Source organism: Brevundimonas sp. AJA228-03, assembly GCF_017795885.1.
GTDB lineage: Bacteria > Pseudomonadota > Alphaproteobacteria > Caulobacterales > Caulobacteraceae > Brevundimonas.
Genome location: NZ_CP059297.1, coordinates 692,974 through 706,831, shown reverse-complemented (window position 1 = coordinate 706,831; position 13,858 = coordinate 692,974). Strand labels below are relative to the sequence as shown.

Annotated in this window: 12 protein-coding genes; 6 read left to right on the top strand and 6 right to left on the bottom strand. The window is 68.1% G+C overall.

Annotated features, from left to right (window positions below; genetic code table 11):
• Positions 1–23: 23 nt before the first annotated feature.
• Positions 24–809, top strand: coding sequence for a histidinol-phosphatase (gene hisN, locus HZ989_RS03575; RefSeq protein ID WP_209322275.1), 786 nt, complete (start codon positions 24–26; stop codon positions 807–809).
• 3 nt (positions 810–812) lie between these two features.
• On the opposite strand, the gene HZ989_RS03570 is transcribed toward hisN, so the two are convergent.
• From HZ989_RS03570 to HZ989_RS03560, 3 genes are all read right to left on the bottom strand, one after another.
• Positions 813–1,823, bottom strand: coding sequence for an alpha/beta fold hydrolase (locus HZ989_RS03570; protein WP_209322274.1), 1,011 nt, complete (start codon positions 1,821–1,823; stop codon positions 813–815).
• Positions 1,820–2,731 carry a class I SAM-dependent methyltransferase gene (locus tag HZ989_RS03565; RefSeq protein ID WP_245162436.1) on the bottom strand — a complete coding sequence of 304 codons (912 nt, stop codon included), beginning with the start codon at positions 2,729–2,731 and terminating at the stop codon, positions 1,820–1,822. Before HZ989_RS03565 ends, HZ989_RS03570 begins: the two co-directional genes overlap by 4 nt.
• 114 nt (positions 2,732–2,845) lie before the next feature.
• On the bottom strand, positions 2,846–3,670 hold the full coding sequence (locus HZ989_RS03560) for a class I SAM-dependent methyltransferase (RefSeq protein WP_209322273.1): 825 nt from the start codon (positions 3,668–3,670) through the stop codon (positions 2,846–2,848).
• Between the two features lie 251 nt (positions 3,671–3,921).
• Here HZ989_RS03560 and HZ989_RS03555 point away from each other — a divergent pair, with 251 nt between their 5' ends.
• Positions 3,922–4,383, top strand: coding sequence for an Hsp20 family protein (locus HZ989_RS03555; protein ID WP_209322272.1), 462 nt, complete (start codon positions 3,922–3,924; stop codon positions 4,381–4,383).
• 81 nt (positions 4,384–4,464) lie between these two features.
• Here HZ989_RS03555 and HZ989_RS03550 read toward each other — a convergent pair whose 3' ends face one another.
• A complete protein-coding gene (locus tag HZ989_RS03550) occupies positions 4,465–5,736 on the bottom strand; it encodes a pentapeptide repeat-containing protein (RefSeq protein ID WP_209322271.1) in 1,272 nt (423 codons plus the stop codon).
• Positions 5,737–5,842: 106 nt separating this feature from the next.
• Positions 5,843–7,963 (bottom strand): M13 family metallopeptidase, encoded by a 2,121-nt coding sequence (locus HZ989_RS03545; RefSeq protein WP_209322270.1) that lies wholly within the window; start codon positions 7,961–7,963, stop codon positions 5,843–5,845.
• Between the two features lie 163 nt (positions 7,964–8,126).
• Here HZ989_RS03545 and HZ989_RS03540 point away from each other — a divergent pair, with 163 nt between their 5' ends.
• Both HZ989_RS03540 and HZ989_RS03535 read left to right on the top strand, forming a co-directional pair.
• Positions 8,127–9,959 carry a cation:proton antiporter gene (locus HZ989_RS03540; RefSeq protein WP_209322269.1) on the top strand — a complete coding sequence of 611 codons (1,833 nt, stop codon included), beginning with the start codon at positions 8,127–8,129 and terminating at the stop codon, positions 9,957–9,959.
• Between the two features lie 182 nt (positions 9,960–10,141).
• Complete coding sequence (locus HZ989_RS03535; RefSeq protein ID WP_209322268.1) at positions 10,142–10,798, top strand: TetR/AcrR family transcriptional regulator; 657 nt, start codon at positions 10,142–10,144, stop codon at positions 10,796–10,798.
• Positions 10,799–10,934: 136 nt separating this feature from the next.
• Here HZ989_RS03535 and HZ989_RS03530 read toward each other — a convergent pair whose 3' ends face one another.
• On the bottom strand, positions 10,935–12,050 hold the full coding sequence (locus HZ989_RS03530; RefSeq protein ID WP_209322267.1) for an aromatic ring-hydroxylating dioxygenase subunit alpha: 1,116 nt from the start codon (positions 12,048–12,050) through the stop codon (positions 10,935–10,937).
• A gap of 161 nt (positions 12,051–12,211) precedes the next feature.
• Between HZ989_RS03530 and HZ989_RS03525 the strand changes: the two genes are divergently transcribed.
• Complete coding sequence (locus HZ989_RS03525; RefSeq protein WP_209322266.1) at positions 12,212–13,180, top strand: alpha/beta fold hydrolase; 969 nt, start codon at positions 12,212–12,214, stop codon at positions 13,178–13,180.
• Positions 13,177–13,785 (top strand): trans-aconitate 2-methyltransferase, encoded by a 609-nt coding sequence (locus HZ989_RS03520; protein WP_209322265.1) that lies wholly within the window; start codon positions 13,177–13,179, stop codon positions 13,783–13,785. Before HZ989_RS03525 ends, HZ989_RS03520 begins: the two co-directional genes overlap by 4 nt.
• Positions 13,786–13,858 lie beyond the last annotated feature (73 nt).

Here is a 13,858-nt window from a genome sequence, read left to right as displayed (position 1 = left end):
GTCCCTAATCCCTAACCCTTCCCATGACCGAATTCGAATCCTTTGCCGTCGAACTGGCCGCCGAGGCCGCCCGTGTGACCCTGCCCTTCTTTCGCGGCGACTATGCCGAGGAAAACAAGGCGGGCCCGGGAGCCTTCGATCCGGTCACCCAGGCGGACAAGGAGGCGGAAGCCGCGATCCGCACGATGATCGCAGCCCGGTACCCCGACCACGGGGTCATCGGCGAGGAGTATGGCCAGGACCGACCGGACGCGGAACACGTCTGGATCCTGGACCCCATCGACGGCACGCGGGCCTTCATCGCGGGCCTGCCCCTGTGGACGACCCTGATTGCACTCCGGGTCGGTGGGCGATCAAGGGTCGGTGCCATCTCCCAGCCATACATCGGCGAACTGTTCCTGGGGGGCCCCTCGGGGGCCGTGCTGATGAGCCGGGACCAGACCCGATCGATCCAGGTGCGGGCCTGTGAGCGGCTGACCGATGCGGTGATCGCTACGACCGCGCCGGAAAACTTCACCGCGCCCGAACTGGGGGCCTGGACCCAGGTGATGGCGGCCGCGCGCCTGGCCCGCTACGGCTGCGACGCCTATGCCTATGCCATGCTGGCCATGGGGCGGATCGACATGGTGGCCGAAACGGGCCTGAAGGTCTGGGACTGGTCGGCCCTGGTCCCCGTGGTCGAGGCGGCGGGCGGCGTGGTCACCAACTGGGCGGGCGAGCCGGTCAGCGGCGACGGCCGGATCATCGCCGTCGGCGACCCACGTGTGCGCGATCAGGCCCTGGTCGCATTCCGCCGGGGCGCGCAGTAGCGATCAGTCTGCCGGCACGGGGGCCAGGTCGTTCACGGGCGACACATAATCGGCCATGGCGTCGAACTCCCGCAGGAAGACGGCGCGGAGGTCGTCGGTCTCCATGATGATCTCGTGCTTTGCCCCGGCGACCTCGACATAGCGCCCGCGACCCAGCCGCTTGGCGGCCCAGCGGTTGGTCTGCTTCCAGACGCGGTCGTCCTCGCCCGACTGGACGATGGTGCAGGGAATGGTCACCGACTTGAGCGCCTTGGGCTTCAGCGCGCGTTCGCCCGCGTCGATGCCGAAGGCGAGCCAGCCCCAGGTGGGGCCCCCGACGGCCAGGTGCGGGCAGGCATAGAGCTGTTGTCGCCACATCTCGTAGCGGCCCTCGTCGGACGTCAGGGCGTCCTTTTCGAAGGTATGGTCGAAGGGATCGTCCGGGTCGTCCAGCACGAAGTCGCCGGCCTTGCCGTGACGCACGTTCCAGCGCACCGCCAGCTTGACCGACCACATCGACCGCTTGCCGGTCTTGATGCGCAGCATGGGGCTGGACAGGATGGCACCGGCGCAGCGGCTCTCGCCGGCCTGCAGGCTCAGCAGGTTCAGGGCGCCACCCATCGAATGGCCGACGGCGATCCACGGCTTGGGGGCCCGCGTCTCGAACGCATCCAGCAGGCGCGAATAGTCGTCGAGGAATTCCTCGACCGCCCGGGCGTGGCCCTTGAGTCGGTCGGGCAGCAGGCGGGCGGACAGACCCTGGCCGCGCCAGTCGTGAGCCAGAACGCACCAGCCGCGCGCCAGGAAATTGCCGATGACCTCGAAATACTTCTCGATCGGCTCGGTCCGGCCGGGGCTGAGGATGACCGTGCCGCGCGGCCGGGGGGCGACGAGGGCGGACGGGATCCAGAAGGCGGCGCGCAGGCGCAGACCCCCGGCCCCGCGGAACCAGTCGCCCTCGCCCCCGGGCGGGGCGGCGGCACCCGGAACCCCCATGAGCGGAGCATTGGCGGCAAAGGCGGCGGCGCGGTTCACTCTGGCTTCCTGAACTTCAAGGTCATGCGATCGCTTTCGCCGATCTCGCGGTATCTGGCGCTGTCGAACATCGGATCGGGCGGGGTGCCGGGGGCAGAGGTCGCCAGACGGGGCGGCAGGGTCTCGACCCCGAAGGGATGATCCTTGGTGTCGTCCTCGTTGGCGTTGATCTCGGACGAAGCCACGAAGATGAAACCGGCCTCGGCGGCCAGCTGCTTGACGAAGGCCTCCTGGACATAGCCGTTGGCGGCGGCCGGGTCCTGATCCTGGTCCGGGGCCAGGCGGTGTTGTTCGATGCCCAGGGTGCCACCCGGTCGCAGCGCGGCATGGGCGTCGGCGAAGGCTTTTTCTGCGATGCCGGCGGCCATCCAGGCGTGGATGTTGCGCATGAACAGGGCCATGTCCGCCTCGCCTGCCGGGCAGACAGGTCCGGTCGTGGCGCCGAACTGGCTGAATTTTATCTGCCCGTACAGACGCTCGTCGCCGCTGAAGCGGCGCTCGAAATTGGCGTTCAGGGCGATCTGCGCCGGATCGGACCCCGGCCCGGTCGCGAACCCGGCGGCATAGTATTCACCCTTGCCCTCGTGCAGATAAGGGGCAAGGATTTCGGTGTACCAGCCGCTGCCGGGCCAGAACTCGACCACCGTCATGTCGGGCTGCAGGCCGAAGAAGCGCAGCGTCTCCAGCGGATGGCGCCAGGCGTCGCGAGACCGGTCGGCTGCGCGCCAGGGTCCGGCGATGGCCCATTCCAGCGACCCTTCGGGGGGGCCGGACGGGGCTTCGGGATCGGCTTTGGTTTCGGTCTTCCTGCCGCAGGCGGCCAGACCCAGGACGGCGACGACACCCACGCCGGACAGCATCGCGCGACGCGATACGGCCGATGATCGAGGCGTCCTCCGATCCTGCATCAACTATCCGCGTCCTGCCGCCCCCCGGGTACGAAACGTCCCGGAAGCCGCTGGATTAGAGGGCTTCGTCAGGCGCGTCAAAGCCTTGAGCGTCGCGGACGAAACCCGGCTCGATCAGCCCGGCTTGCGGAACCGCAGGGTCATGCGGTCGCTCTCGCCGATGGCGTCGAGCGCCGCGCGTTCTGCCTCGGTCAGGGGGGTGGCGCGATCCGTCGCGACCCCCTGACGCGGGGCGCTGACGCGGGTCGGCGGCAGGCTCCAGACGCCGTAGGGATGGTCGTGATCGTCCCCGGGATTGGCGTTCAGCTCGCTACGGCCCTCCAGCACGAAGCCGGCCGACTGTGCAGCCTGGATGACGTAGCTTTCGGAGACATAGCCGGTGGGGGCGGTGACGGCGGCATTCAGACCCTCGTCGGCGCGGTGCTGCTCGACCGCGAGGATGCCGCCGGGCTTCAGCGCCCTGAAGAAGACCTCCAGATAGGGGCCGGTCCGCGAGGGGGTCGAGCGTTGCCAGTTGTGGAAGGCGCGCGCCACCACGATCAGATCGGCCGTGCCGTCGGCCACGCCCATGCTCTCCAGCGGCCGATTGACCGCCGTATAGGTGCCACCGGTGGCCGCCGCATAGGGCCGCAGGATGGCGCTCCACCAGCCGCCGCGACCCGGCTCGATCTCGACGATATTCATGCCGGGCGTCAGACCCCAGAAGGTCAGGGTCTCGTAGGGATGGCGAAAGGCGTCGCGGGCCACGTCCGCGGCGGGACGGGTGTCGGATCCGATCGCGGCCTGAAGCTGTTCATCCTCCTGAAGTACGGGAGGCTGCATGGCCTCGCGCCGCGCCGCGCGCTCGGCCGCCGTCTCACCCGGCGTCGGCGGGGTCTGGGCGGCGGCGGAGCCCGTCATAAGGGCGAGAGCGGCGAGGGACAGCATCAGGCGGCGCATGGGCGTCTCCGGGTGGGCGTGGATTTCAGACGGCACCATAGTTTGAGGCAGGGGTCGAACAAGTGACGATCACGCCATCGCCCGCCCCTTGACGTCGCAGGCAGCGATCCCAACCTTCCTCTCCGAGAGCGCCGGTCACCGGGCTCTCGCAGGCCATTCGGTGCCCCACGGGGGCCGGACGGACTGATCCCCACCGCCGACCCGGGCAAAACGCGGGCCGGTTCCATCTTGCTGATGATCAGGAGATCGACATGCGTACCATCGACTTCACCCCCCTCTATCGTTCCGCCGTGGGCTTCGACCGTCTGGCGGGCCTGCTGGAAAGCGCCGCGCGTACCAGTCAGGAAACCGGCTGGCCGCCCTACAACATCGAGACGACAGGCGAGAACGCCTATCGGATCGAGATCGCTGTCGCCGGCTTCAAGCCCGACGAGCTGAACATCGAGGTCAAGGAAAACCTGCTGACCGTCACCGGCCGCAAGACGGCCAACGACGATACGACCGAGCGGACCTATCTGCATCGCGGCCTGGCCGAGCGCGACTTCGAGCGCCGCTTCCAGCTGGCCGACTATGTCGTCGTGACAGAGGCGGGGCTCGACAACGGCCTGCTGTCCATCGGCCTGAAGCGCGAACTGCCCGAGGCGCTGAAGCCCCGGCGCATCGAAATCGCGACGAAGGATTCGACCGGACTGATCGAGAGCAAGACGGCCTGACGGTCCCGGCTCTCGCACGCGATGGGGCGGTCCTTTACGGGGCCGCCCTGTCCGGCGTTGCGCAGGCCTGGAGCATGATGTTTATGCCGTTTCCATCTGGCGTTCGTAACCCCTGACCCCCGCCAGCACAGCGTCGGTCAGGACAGCATGGCGGATCAGGGCTCCATGCAGGCTGGCCCGCGTCAGATCGGCCCCGATCATGACGGCGCGCCGCAGGTCCGCCCCCGTCAGATCGGCGGAGCGCAGGGTCGCTCCGGTCAGGTCTGCGGGCAGCAGGCGGTCCGTCCCGATCACCAGGGGCCCCAGCTGCGCCTCGCGCAGGTCGGCCCCGTTCAGACGCGCCCCGTTCAGGCGGGCCCCGCGCAGATCGGCGCGCTTCAGATTGGTGGAGCGCAGATCGGCCCCTTCCAGATGCGCGCCCTGAAGCTGCACGCCCTCCATGTTCAGGCCGTAGAAGACCGCGCACCGCGCCGAGAGGGCGGTCAGGTTCAGGCCGGTGATCGAGCCCAGGCCGCGCAGATCGACATGGTCGAAGACCGAAGGCTGTCCCTCGGCCCCACCGCTCTCGCACCAAATGGCGTGTTCCTGCAGCATCTCGGCCGCTGGCAATTGAGCGACCGGTTCTCCGGCGGAGTGGCTGTCGGTCAAGGCTCCTTCCATATTGGCCCGGTCGGTGCACCACATCGACGCGTTCACACCCACCAGCACCGCGTCGCGCAAGTCCGCGCCGGTCAGGTCCGCGCCCGACATGTCGGCGCTCGCCAGATCGGCTCCCCGGAAGCAGGCCTGTTTCAGATTGGCGCGGACCAGCTTGCAGTCCTTCATGATGGCATCGGTGAAGTCCGCCGACTGGGCCGCGATGCCGGACAGCCGGGCCCCCTGCAGATTGGCCCCCACCAGGTTGACACCCTGGGCCTGGGTGATGCTACGCGCTTGCAACTCCACGAGCCGGAAGCCGTCGGCCTTGGCGGCCGGGGCGACGGCCCCCTCGCGCAGGTCGGCCTCGAACAGGTCCGCGCCCGACAGGTTGGCCCCACGCAGATCGGCCCCGCGCAGATCGGCCCGCCGCAGCGAGGCGTCGACGAAAATCGCGTCCTGCATCTCCGCGCCGAAGAAGGTCCCGTTGTCCAGCCGTGCGCCGGTCAGATCGGCTCCGATCAGGCAGGCGGAGGAAAAGTCGGCGTCAGCGAGGTTGCGGCCCTTCAGGTTCAACCCCGACAGGTCCATCCAGGCGAAGATCGCGCGCGCGCCGTCGGGCCGCGCCTGCCACAGCCGGTCGTGCCGGGCGCAGATCGCGTCGAGTTCCTGTTGGCTGATGCGGCGTCGTGCGACGCCTTCGGAGACCCCTGACATAGTCCCCTGATGGCACAGTCGTCTTAAGACGGGGTTTCGGAAACGGGGTTTCCAGCGGGCCTTGCTGCCCCATCGCCGGGGGCGATGGGGCAGACGCCATTTCAACCTACCAGAGGTAAACGCGCTCGGCGGGCGTCAGATAGTAGTGGGTGCCGGGCTGGACATCGAAGGCCGCGTACCAGGCGTCGATGTTTCGCAGCGGGCCGATGACCCGGAACTCGGCCGGGCTGTGCGGGTCGGTGGCGACCTGCTGCTTCAGGGCGTCGTCACGGGATCTGGACTGCCAGACCTGCGCCCACCCCAGGAAAAAGCGCTGATCGCCCGTGAAGCCGTCGATGACGGGGGCCTCGGCCCCGGCCAGCGACAGGTGATAGGCCTCGAGACCCACGGCCGTGCCGGCGGCATCGCCGATGTTCTCTCCCATCGTGAGGCCGCCCTGGACATGATAGCCCGGCAGAGGCTCGAACTGGTCGTACTGGGCACCCAGACGCACGGTCAGGGCATCGAAGTTCGCCCGGTCCTCGGCGGTCCACCAGCTCCGCAGCACGCCATTGCCGTCGGACTTGGAGCCCTGGTCGTCGAAGCCGTGGCCGATCTCGTGACCGATGACACCGCCGATGCCGCCATAGTTCACGGCCGGGTCGGCATCGGGATCGAAGAAGGGCGGCTGCAGGATCGCGGCCGGGAAGACGATCTCGTTGTTGGTCGAGTTGTAATAGGCATTCACTGTCTGGGGAGTCATGCCCCATTCGGTCTTGTCGACCGGCTGGTTCAGGCGGTTCAGCTGGTAGTTCCACTGGAACAGTCCGGCCCGCTCGCCATTGCCGAACAGGTCGTCGGCGCGGATTTCGAGGTCGGAATAGTCGCGCCAGCGATCAGGATAGCCGATCTTGACGGTGAACTTGTCCAGCTTGTCGTGCGCCTGGGCCTTGGTGGCGTCGCTCATCCAGGTCAGGTTGTCGATGCGCTGGCCCAGGGCCAGGCGCAGGTTGGCGACCAGCTGTTCCATCTTGGCCTTGGATTCGGCCGGGAAGTAGTCGGCGACATACTGGCGGCCGACGGCCTCGCCCAGCGCGCCTTCGGCGAAGCTGATGCCGCGCTTTTCACGGGTGCGCTGTTCCGGCTGCCCCGACAGGTCACGCGAACGGAACTCCCACTGGGCATCGGAGAACCGGCGCGACAGGCGCGGCGCGGCCTCATCGACGGTGTGGAAGGCCTCCCAGGCCTGCAAGGTCTCGACCGGGGTTTCCGCATAGATGGCGGCGATCCTGGGCAGGGCCGTGTCCTGGCGGACGATGATGCGTGGCACGTCGCCCAGCCGGGCGGCGGTGTAGTAACCGACCCAGTCGAAGCCGGGGGCTTCGTCGACCAGACGCTGGATGGTGTATTCGTTGTAGGTCCGGTCGCGGTTGCGGTTCTCGATCGGGGTCCAGTGGGCCTCGGCGATGCGGGTCTCCATCGCGACGATGGCAGCGGCGGTGTCGGTCGGGTTTTCCCAGCCGATCATCTCCAGCATCCGGGCGACATAGGCCTGATACTTCACTTTCTTGTCGGCATAGAGCGCCGACAGATAGTAGTCGCGGTTCGGCAGGCCGATACCCGCCTGCCCCGTCGAGACGACGTAGCGGTCGGGAGCCTTCTGGTCGGTCGTGATGCCGGTGCCGAAGATCGCGGACCCCAGTCGGCCGTTGGTGCCGCCCATGTAGGCGGCCAGCTTCTCGTGCGTGTCGGCGGCGCGAATCGCGGCCAGGTAGGGCTGCAGCGGCTGGGCATCCAGCTGCTCGATCCGGTCGGTGTCCATATAGGAGCGGTAGGCGTCGGCGATCTTCTGCTCGTCGGAGCCGGCGACCAGATCGGTGCGGGCGGCCAGGCCTTCGATCATCACCTTCAGGCGGTTGTCCGACAGCTCGCGCAGCAGGGCGAAGGAGCCGTAGCTGGTGCGGTCCGACGGGATGACCAGACGATCCAGCGCCGCACCGTTGGCATAGCGCATGAAGCTGTCGCCGGGCGCGACCGAGGTGTCCATACCCGCCGTGTCGAAGCCCCAGGTGCCATACCTCGGCGCCTCGATGCCCTGATAGCCCGTCGCGCCCTCGACGGCCGGGACGTCCTGGAACAGGGACATGACGGTGCAGCTTTCGTCCACGCAGATGTGTTCCTGCGCCAGCACGGTGGACGCGGGCAGAAGCAGCGTGCCGACAGCGGCACCGATCAGAAGTCTGTTCATGGAGTTTCCCGGGTTTTTCCGTAAGCGGACGAGCACCGCAGAGGGCGACTGGGCAAGACCCTACGCCCGGGTCGCAACCTGTCGTCTTAAAAAAAGTTAATGAATGTCGTGCCCGTGGAGGCCGCGGGTAGTGTAGGCTCACCCTTATCGGTGAGGAGGGCGGATGACGGGCGGACACGGCGGCGGCGAGTACAAGGATCTGGTCGTCTTCCTGGCGGCGGCGGGCATCGTCGTGCCTCTGTTCAGCCGATGGAAGATCAGTCCGGTACTCGGCTTCCTGGCCGCCGGCGTGCTGCTGGGTCCAGACGGGCTGGGGCGGCTGGCACCCCTGATCCCCTGGCTGGCCTGGCTGACCATCGACGACGCGGATCAGTTGTCGCAGCTGTCCGAACTGGGCGTCGCCTTCCTGCTGTTCATGATCGGGCTGGAGCTGTCATGGGAACGGCTGAAGGCGATGCGACGGCTCGTCTTCGGGTTCGGCCTTATGCAGGTCGGGGTCTGCACCGTCGTGCTGGGTGCCACCTTCATGGCCATGGGGCAGTCGCTGGCCTCGGCGGCCGTGCTGGGCATGGGGCTGGCCCTGTCGTCGACTGCCGTCGTCCTGCCGGTCATGGCCGAGCGGGGGCGGATGAAGGGTGTCGTCGGGCGGGCCACCTTTTCGGCCCTGCTGGCCCAGGACCTTGCCGTGGCCCCGATCCTGATCACCGTGACGGTCCTGGCGGCCCTGGCGGCCGGGGGCGGCGAAATGACGCCCTCGGTCCTGGGGCCCGCCCTGCTGACCCTGGCCCCGGCCGCGATCGGTCTGGCCCTGATCGTCGCGATCGGCCGACTGGGCCTGCGCCCGCTTTTCCGGTCGGTCGCCAAGAGCCGCCGAAAGACCGAGGGCGGAGGCCAGGAACTGTTCGTCGCCCTGTGCCTGCTGGTCATCATCGGTGCGGGCGTGGCGGCGCAGGCCGCGGGCCTGTCGATGAGCCTTGGGGCCCTGATCGCCGGAATCCTGCTGGCCGAGACCGAGTACCGCCGCGAGATCGAGATCAACATCGAGCCGTTCAAGGGCCTGCTGCTGGGGGTCTTCTTCGTCGGGGTCGGCATCGGGCTGGATCTCGATGTCGTCGCGGCCGATCCGCTTGGTGTGTTCGGCCTGGCCCTGGCGCTGACAGCGATCAAGGCGGGGCTGATCTTCGGCCTGGCAAGAGCCTGGGGCCTGTCGATGCGCGCCGCGATCGAGACGGCGCTGGTGCTGGGTCCGGCGGGCGAGTTCGCCTTCGTCATCCTGACCACCGGCATGGTGGAGGGGATCGCTGCGCGCGGGTTCACGCAAGGGGTGCTGGTCTCGGCCACCCTCTCCATGTTCACCGTGCCGCTGATGGCCATGCTGGGCCAGAGGCTGGCCCGCGTCGCGGTGCCCGGCCCTGCGCTCGCCCTGCCGGAACCGGAGGCGCGGGCGGGTGACGTTCTGATCATCGGCTTCGGACGGGTCGGGCGGCTGGTCGCCGAAATGCTGGCCCGACACGGGCAGACGTTCATTGCGCTCGATACCGATCCCACGGCAGTCGCCGCCGGGCGCAGGGATGGCTTCGACGTCTCCTACGGCGATGCGGGGAGGCCCGAGATGCTGTCGCTGTGCGGGATCAACACGGCCCGCGCCCTGGTCGTGACCATGGACGCGCCGGGCAAGGTGGATGAGGTGGTCATGGCGGCCAGAGGCCTGCGCGACGACCTGATCGTCGTCGCCCGCGCCCGTGACGATCGCCATGCGGCCAGGCTCTATGCGCTCGGCGTCACGGACGCTGTGCCCGAGACGACCGAGGCCAGTCTGCAACTCGCCGAGAACCTGCTGGTCGATCTGGGTGTGCCGATGGGGCTGGTCCTGACCTCGATCCACGAGCGGCGCGATGCCTTCCGCGCCATCTTCCAGGCCGCCGTGCCCAAGGATCGGCGCGACCGTCCGACGCGGGCACTTCAGTCAACCCGGCGCCCCGCCCCGGGTCCTTAACCCAGTATACGACCCAATTTGGTCATCCTTACGTGATGAAAACAGCCGCTCACCCTTCAGGGCTCAGCCTTGGCTGGGTCTTCTCGCTGCGTCCGTTTTTCGGGCCATGCAGACCCGGTCGCAGCCCTTCCGTCCCTTGTTCCGCACCACGATCGCGGACGTCATACAGAGTAACCGTGTTCATGCGCGAGTCCGCGTCGACAGCCCTATCCCCCGCCGCCGAGACCCAGGGCCAGCCCCGGATCAACCGCCGCCAGGCCGCCAAGGTGCGAACCCGCCAGAAGGTGCTGGACGCGGCCCGCGGCCTGTTCGCCGAGCGCGGCTATGAGCCCGCCACCATCCGCGATATCGCCAGGGGGGCTGGCATGTCGACGGGTGCCGTCTTCGCCAACTTCCAGGACAAGGCCGAACTGTTCGAAGCCGTCCTGACCGAGGACATGGCCGGTCTGGCCGAGGTGATGAAGAACGGCGCCGGGGACGGCTCGACCCGCGACCGTCTGGTGAACGCCCTGTCGGCCGGCTACCGTGGCTCCGTCGAACAGCTGCCTCTGTTCCAGGCCATCTTCGCCCGGTCCTGGTTCCAGCCGATCGCCGCCGAGACGCGCCAGCGCGCGGCGACCGAGGGGCTGACCGCCATCATCAGCGACATCCTGCGCGCGGGCATCAGCGCAGGCGAGCTGAAACAGGATGCGGACATCGTCCTGCTGACCGAGCTGACCTGGAACGCCTATCTGTCGAACTATCGCCGCGCGGCCTACGACGGCTGGTCGGTCGAGCAGCTGGCCGACCACATCGGCCGCCAGGTCGACACGCTTCTGGCCGGCGTCAGAACGAAGTAGAAGTCACGAGTGGCGAGTGGCGAGTGGCGAGCGAGTGCTCATCTCGTGAGGCGTCTATGACCCCTAACGCTCGGGCGAACCAGGCCATGGCTGCTGGCTCTCATCACTAACCACTCGCCACTCGCCACACCTTCGATCAACTCTTCCACCTCAGCACCGCCGGCTGGACCGGGTTTGAAAAGTCGCGCCCTTCGGCGCGGCTTTTCTGCCATTCGCGCTTGAGCTGCTGGTACCATTTCGCCTGCCGGTCGGCGTCGTCGATCCAGATCAGGGCGGGATCGTAGCGCAGGCCCTCGTTCTGCAGGTTCACCATGCCACCGTCCTGCTTCAGGAAGGCGACGACGCCCATGCGCAGGAAGGGTTTGGCCAGGCTGAAGATCCAGTGGTCGGACCAGAAGACTTGGGTGATCCGGGTCTTCGTCTCCGTCACCGGCGTCAGACAGGTCAGGGCCAGGACCTGTTTCTCGCCCACCTGGATATGCTCCCAGCGATAGCCGGGCAGGCGGAAGGTGATCTCGGTCGCCGGCGCGCCGCCCAGGATCCTGTAGGCCCGCGAGTTCGACGACGGGGCGTGGCGGACCATGGCGAAGCCCAGATCGCGCGGCTCGAAGGCCTTGGCCTTCTCGTGCATCGAACGCTCGGACCGCCACCACCACTGCTGATGCACATAGGGGCCGTGGGCAGGGTCCATCAGGCCGACGACCGCGTGGTCGATATGGCTGTCGAAATCCATCCGCTCGACCAGTTTCGCCTCGCCGCCGACCACACCGGGGAAGATCGGCGGGGCATGGTCGGGTGCGGCGTCCGAGCGCGGATCGGATCGAACATAGACGAACACCATCCCCTGGCTCTCGGCCACCGGATAGGACCGCACCCGGATGCGGTTCGCCTCATAGGGCTGGTCGTCCACCAGCGACGGGATGGCCGCGCAGACCCCGTCGGTGCCGAAGCGCCAGCCGTGATAGGGGCATTCGACGGTCTCGGACTCGCCGGCCTTCTGGACCAGCCTCCCGGCGGAAAGGGGCGCGGCCCGGTGGGGGCAGATGTCGCGCATCGCATAGACCGCGCCGTCGCGACGGCGACCCACCAGCACCGGCTCGCCTAGCAGCTCATACCGCTTCAGGGAGGCCACGGCGACATCGCGCGACAGGGCGACGAAATACCAGGTGTCGAGCACGAAGCCCTTGCCGAAGGCGGCGGGAGGCGCTTTGGCCTCGGGGGACTGGATCGGAGCGCTGTCTGCGGGGGGCATGGAAGGATCGTAGAGCGCGCAGCCCGGTTCGTCATCCTCCGGCAAGGCCTGGCGCAGATCATGGGATGACGAAGATTGCTCTTGCCATCCGCATCCGATCGCACGACCTGTGGCGACAAGGGACCAGAAGGCCGGATGCGCCGGCGCAGGAAACATGCATCATGAACAGCCAGATCCTCACCGGCATCATCGCCGCCCTCGGCCTGATGGCCAATTTCGGGCTCGTCGACGACGTCCGGGCCCAGGACGGACATGGAGATCACGCCGCTGACCACGGCCACCACCACGCGGCGTTCGAATCCGGCCGCCTTCATGTCCGCGTCGACGGCGAGCCCGGGCCGGGCGTGCGCGAGATCATCCTGATCCCGGGCCTCAGCTCCTCGCCCGAAATCTGGCAGGGAACCGTGGATCACCTGGCCCAGGCCCCCCGGGGCGAGGGCTGGCGCATCCACCGCATCCATATCCAGGGCTTCGCCGGCGCTCCGGCCGAGGACAATGCCGAAGGGCCCGTCGCAGCCCCGGTCGCCGAGGAGATCGCCCGCTATATCGCCGAGAACGACCTGGACCATCCCGTCATCGTCGGACACTCCATGGGCGGCACGATCGGCCTGATGCTGGCCGCGCGCCATCCCGACGCGGTCGGCAAGCTGCTGGTCGTGGACATGGTGCCCTTCATGGGCGCGATGTTCGGCGGACCGGGCGCAACGGTCGAAAGCGTCACGCCGATCGCGGATCAGGTCTATGCCGGCATGGCCAACAGCCCCCCGGACGCCTACCAGGCCGCGGCCGCGGCCACGGTCATCAGCATGGTGAACAATGAACAGGCGCGCCCGGCCGTGCTGGCCGACACGGCCGCCAGCGACCAGAAGGTGTCCTCAGCCGCCTACCGCGAGCTGATCGTGACCGACCTGACGCCCGAACTGGCCCGGATCACGGTGCCGACCGAGGTCCTGTATGTGAAGTTCAACGACGCTCGCATGACGCCCGAGATCACCGACGCCATCTATCAGGGGGCCTTCGCCAGCCTGCCGGGCGTGGCGCTCAAGCGCATCGACGACAGTGCCCACTTCATCATGCTGGACCAGGCCGCAGCCTTCTATGCCGCGCTGGATGCCTTCGTCGCGGAATGAGCGATCCGGCCCGGGCGGCCGCCGCGGTCGTCGACCTCTATGACCGGCGCGCCGACGACTGGATCATCGATCGCGGAGTCGAGCTGACGGCCGTCGACCGTCTCTGGCTGGACCGGTTCACGGCGATGCTGTCCCCCGGCGACACGGTGCTGGATGTCGGCTGCGGATCGGGACGGCCGGTGGCGGCCGCCTTGCTGGATCGCGGCCTCGACGTCACTGGCGTGGATTCCTCGGCAAGACTGGTGGCGAAGGCGGCCGAAAACCTGCCATCGGCCCGCTTCCTTCAGGCCGACATGCGCACGCTGGATCTGGGGCGAACCTTCGGCGGCGTTCTGGCCTGGCACAGCCTGTTCCACCTGACTCCGGAGGATCAAAGGGCCACCCTGCCCCGGCTTCTGGCCCATGCCGCGCCCCGGGCGGTCGTGATGTTTTCGTCGGGCCACCGCCTGGGCCACGCCCTCGGCGCGTGGCACGGCGAGCCGCTCTATCACGGCAGTCTGGACGCCGCCGGGTACGACGCGATCCTCACCGGAGGCGGGTTCAGGGTCGCGCACCGCGTCCGGGCCGACGATGGGTCCGTGTGGCTGGCGACGCGAGATGGATGACCGTTAACCTCGTCGCCATCGTTTCAACCGAAAGCGCGATCACGGTGGCGTGAGGTCTTCATGCGTCGTTCAC

What these genes read in the sequence shown, in the direction of transcription:
- hisN (WP_209322275.1), top strand. Translation starts at nt 24, where the DNA reads ATGACCGAATTCGAATCCTTTGCCGTCGAACTGGCCGCCGAGGCCGCC.
- HZ989_RS03565 (WP_245162436.1), bottom strand. Translation starts at nt 2,731, where the DNA reads ATGCAGGATCGGAGGACGCCTCGATCATCGGCCGTATCGCGTCGCGCG.
- HZ989_RS03560 (WP_209322273.1), bottom strand. Translation starts at nt 3,670, where the DNA reads ATGCGCCGCCTGATGCTGTCCCTCGCCGCTCTCGCCCTTATGACGGGC.
- HZ989_RS03555 (WP_209322272.1), top strand. Translation starts at nt 3,922, where the DNA reads ATGCGTACCATCGACTTCACCCCCCTCTATCGTTCCGCCGTGGGCTTC.
- HZ989_RS03550 (WP_209322271.1), bottom strand. Translation starts at nt 5,736, where the DNA reads ATGTCAGGGGTCTCCGAAGGCGTCGCACGACGCCGCATCAGCCAACAG.
- HZ989_RS03545 (WP_209322270.1), bottom strand. Translation starts at nt 7,963, where the DNA reads ATGAACAGACTTCTGATCGGTGCCGCTGTCGGCACGCTGCTTCTGCCC.
- HZ989_RS03540 (WP_209322269.1), top strand. Translation starts at nt 8,127, where the DNA reads ATGACGGGCGGACACGGCGGCGGCGAGTACAAGGATCTGGTCGTCTTC.
- HZ989_RS03535 (WP_209322268.1), top strand. Translation starts at nt 10,142, where the DNA reads ATGCGCGAGTCCGCGTCGACAGCCCTATCCCCCGCCGCCGAGACCCAG.
- HZ989_RS03530 (WP_209322267.1), bottom strand. Translation starts at nt 12,050, where the DNA reads ATGCCCCCCGCAGACAGCGCTCCGATCCAGTCCCCCGAGGCCAAAGCG.
- HZ989_RS03525 (WP_209322266.1), top strand. Translation starts at nt 12,212, where the DNA reads ATGAACAGCCAGATCCTCACCGGCATCATCGCCGCCCTCGGCCTGATG.
- HZ989_RS03520 (WP_209322265.1), top strand. Translation starts at nt 13,177, where the DNA reads ATGAGCGATCCGGCCCGGGCGGCCGCCGCGGTCGTCGACCTCTATGAC.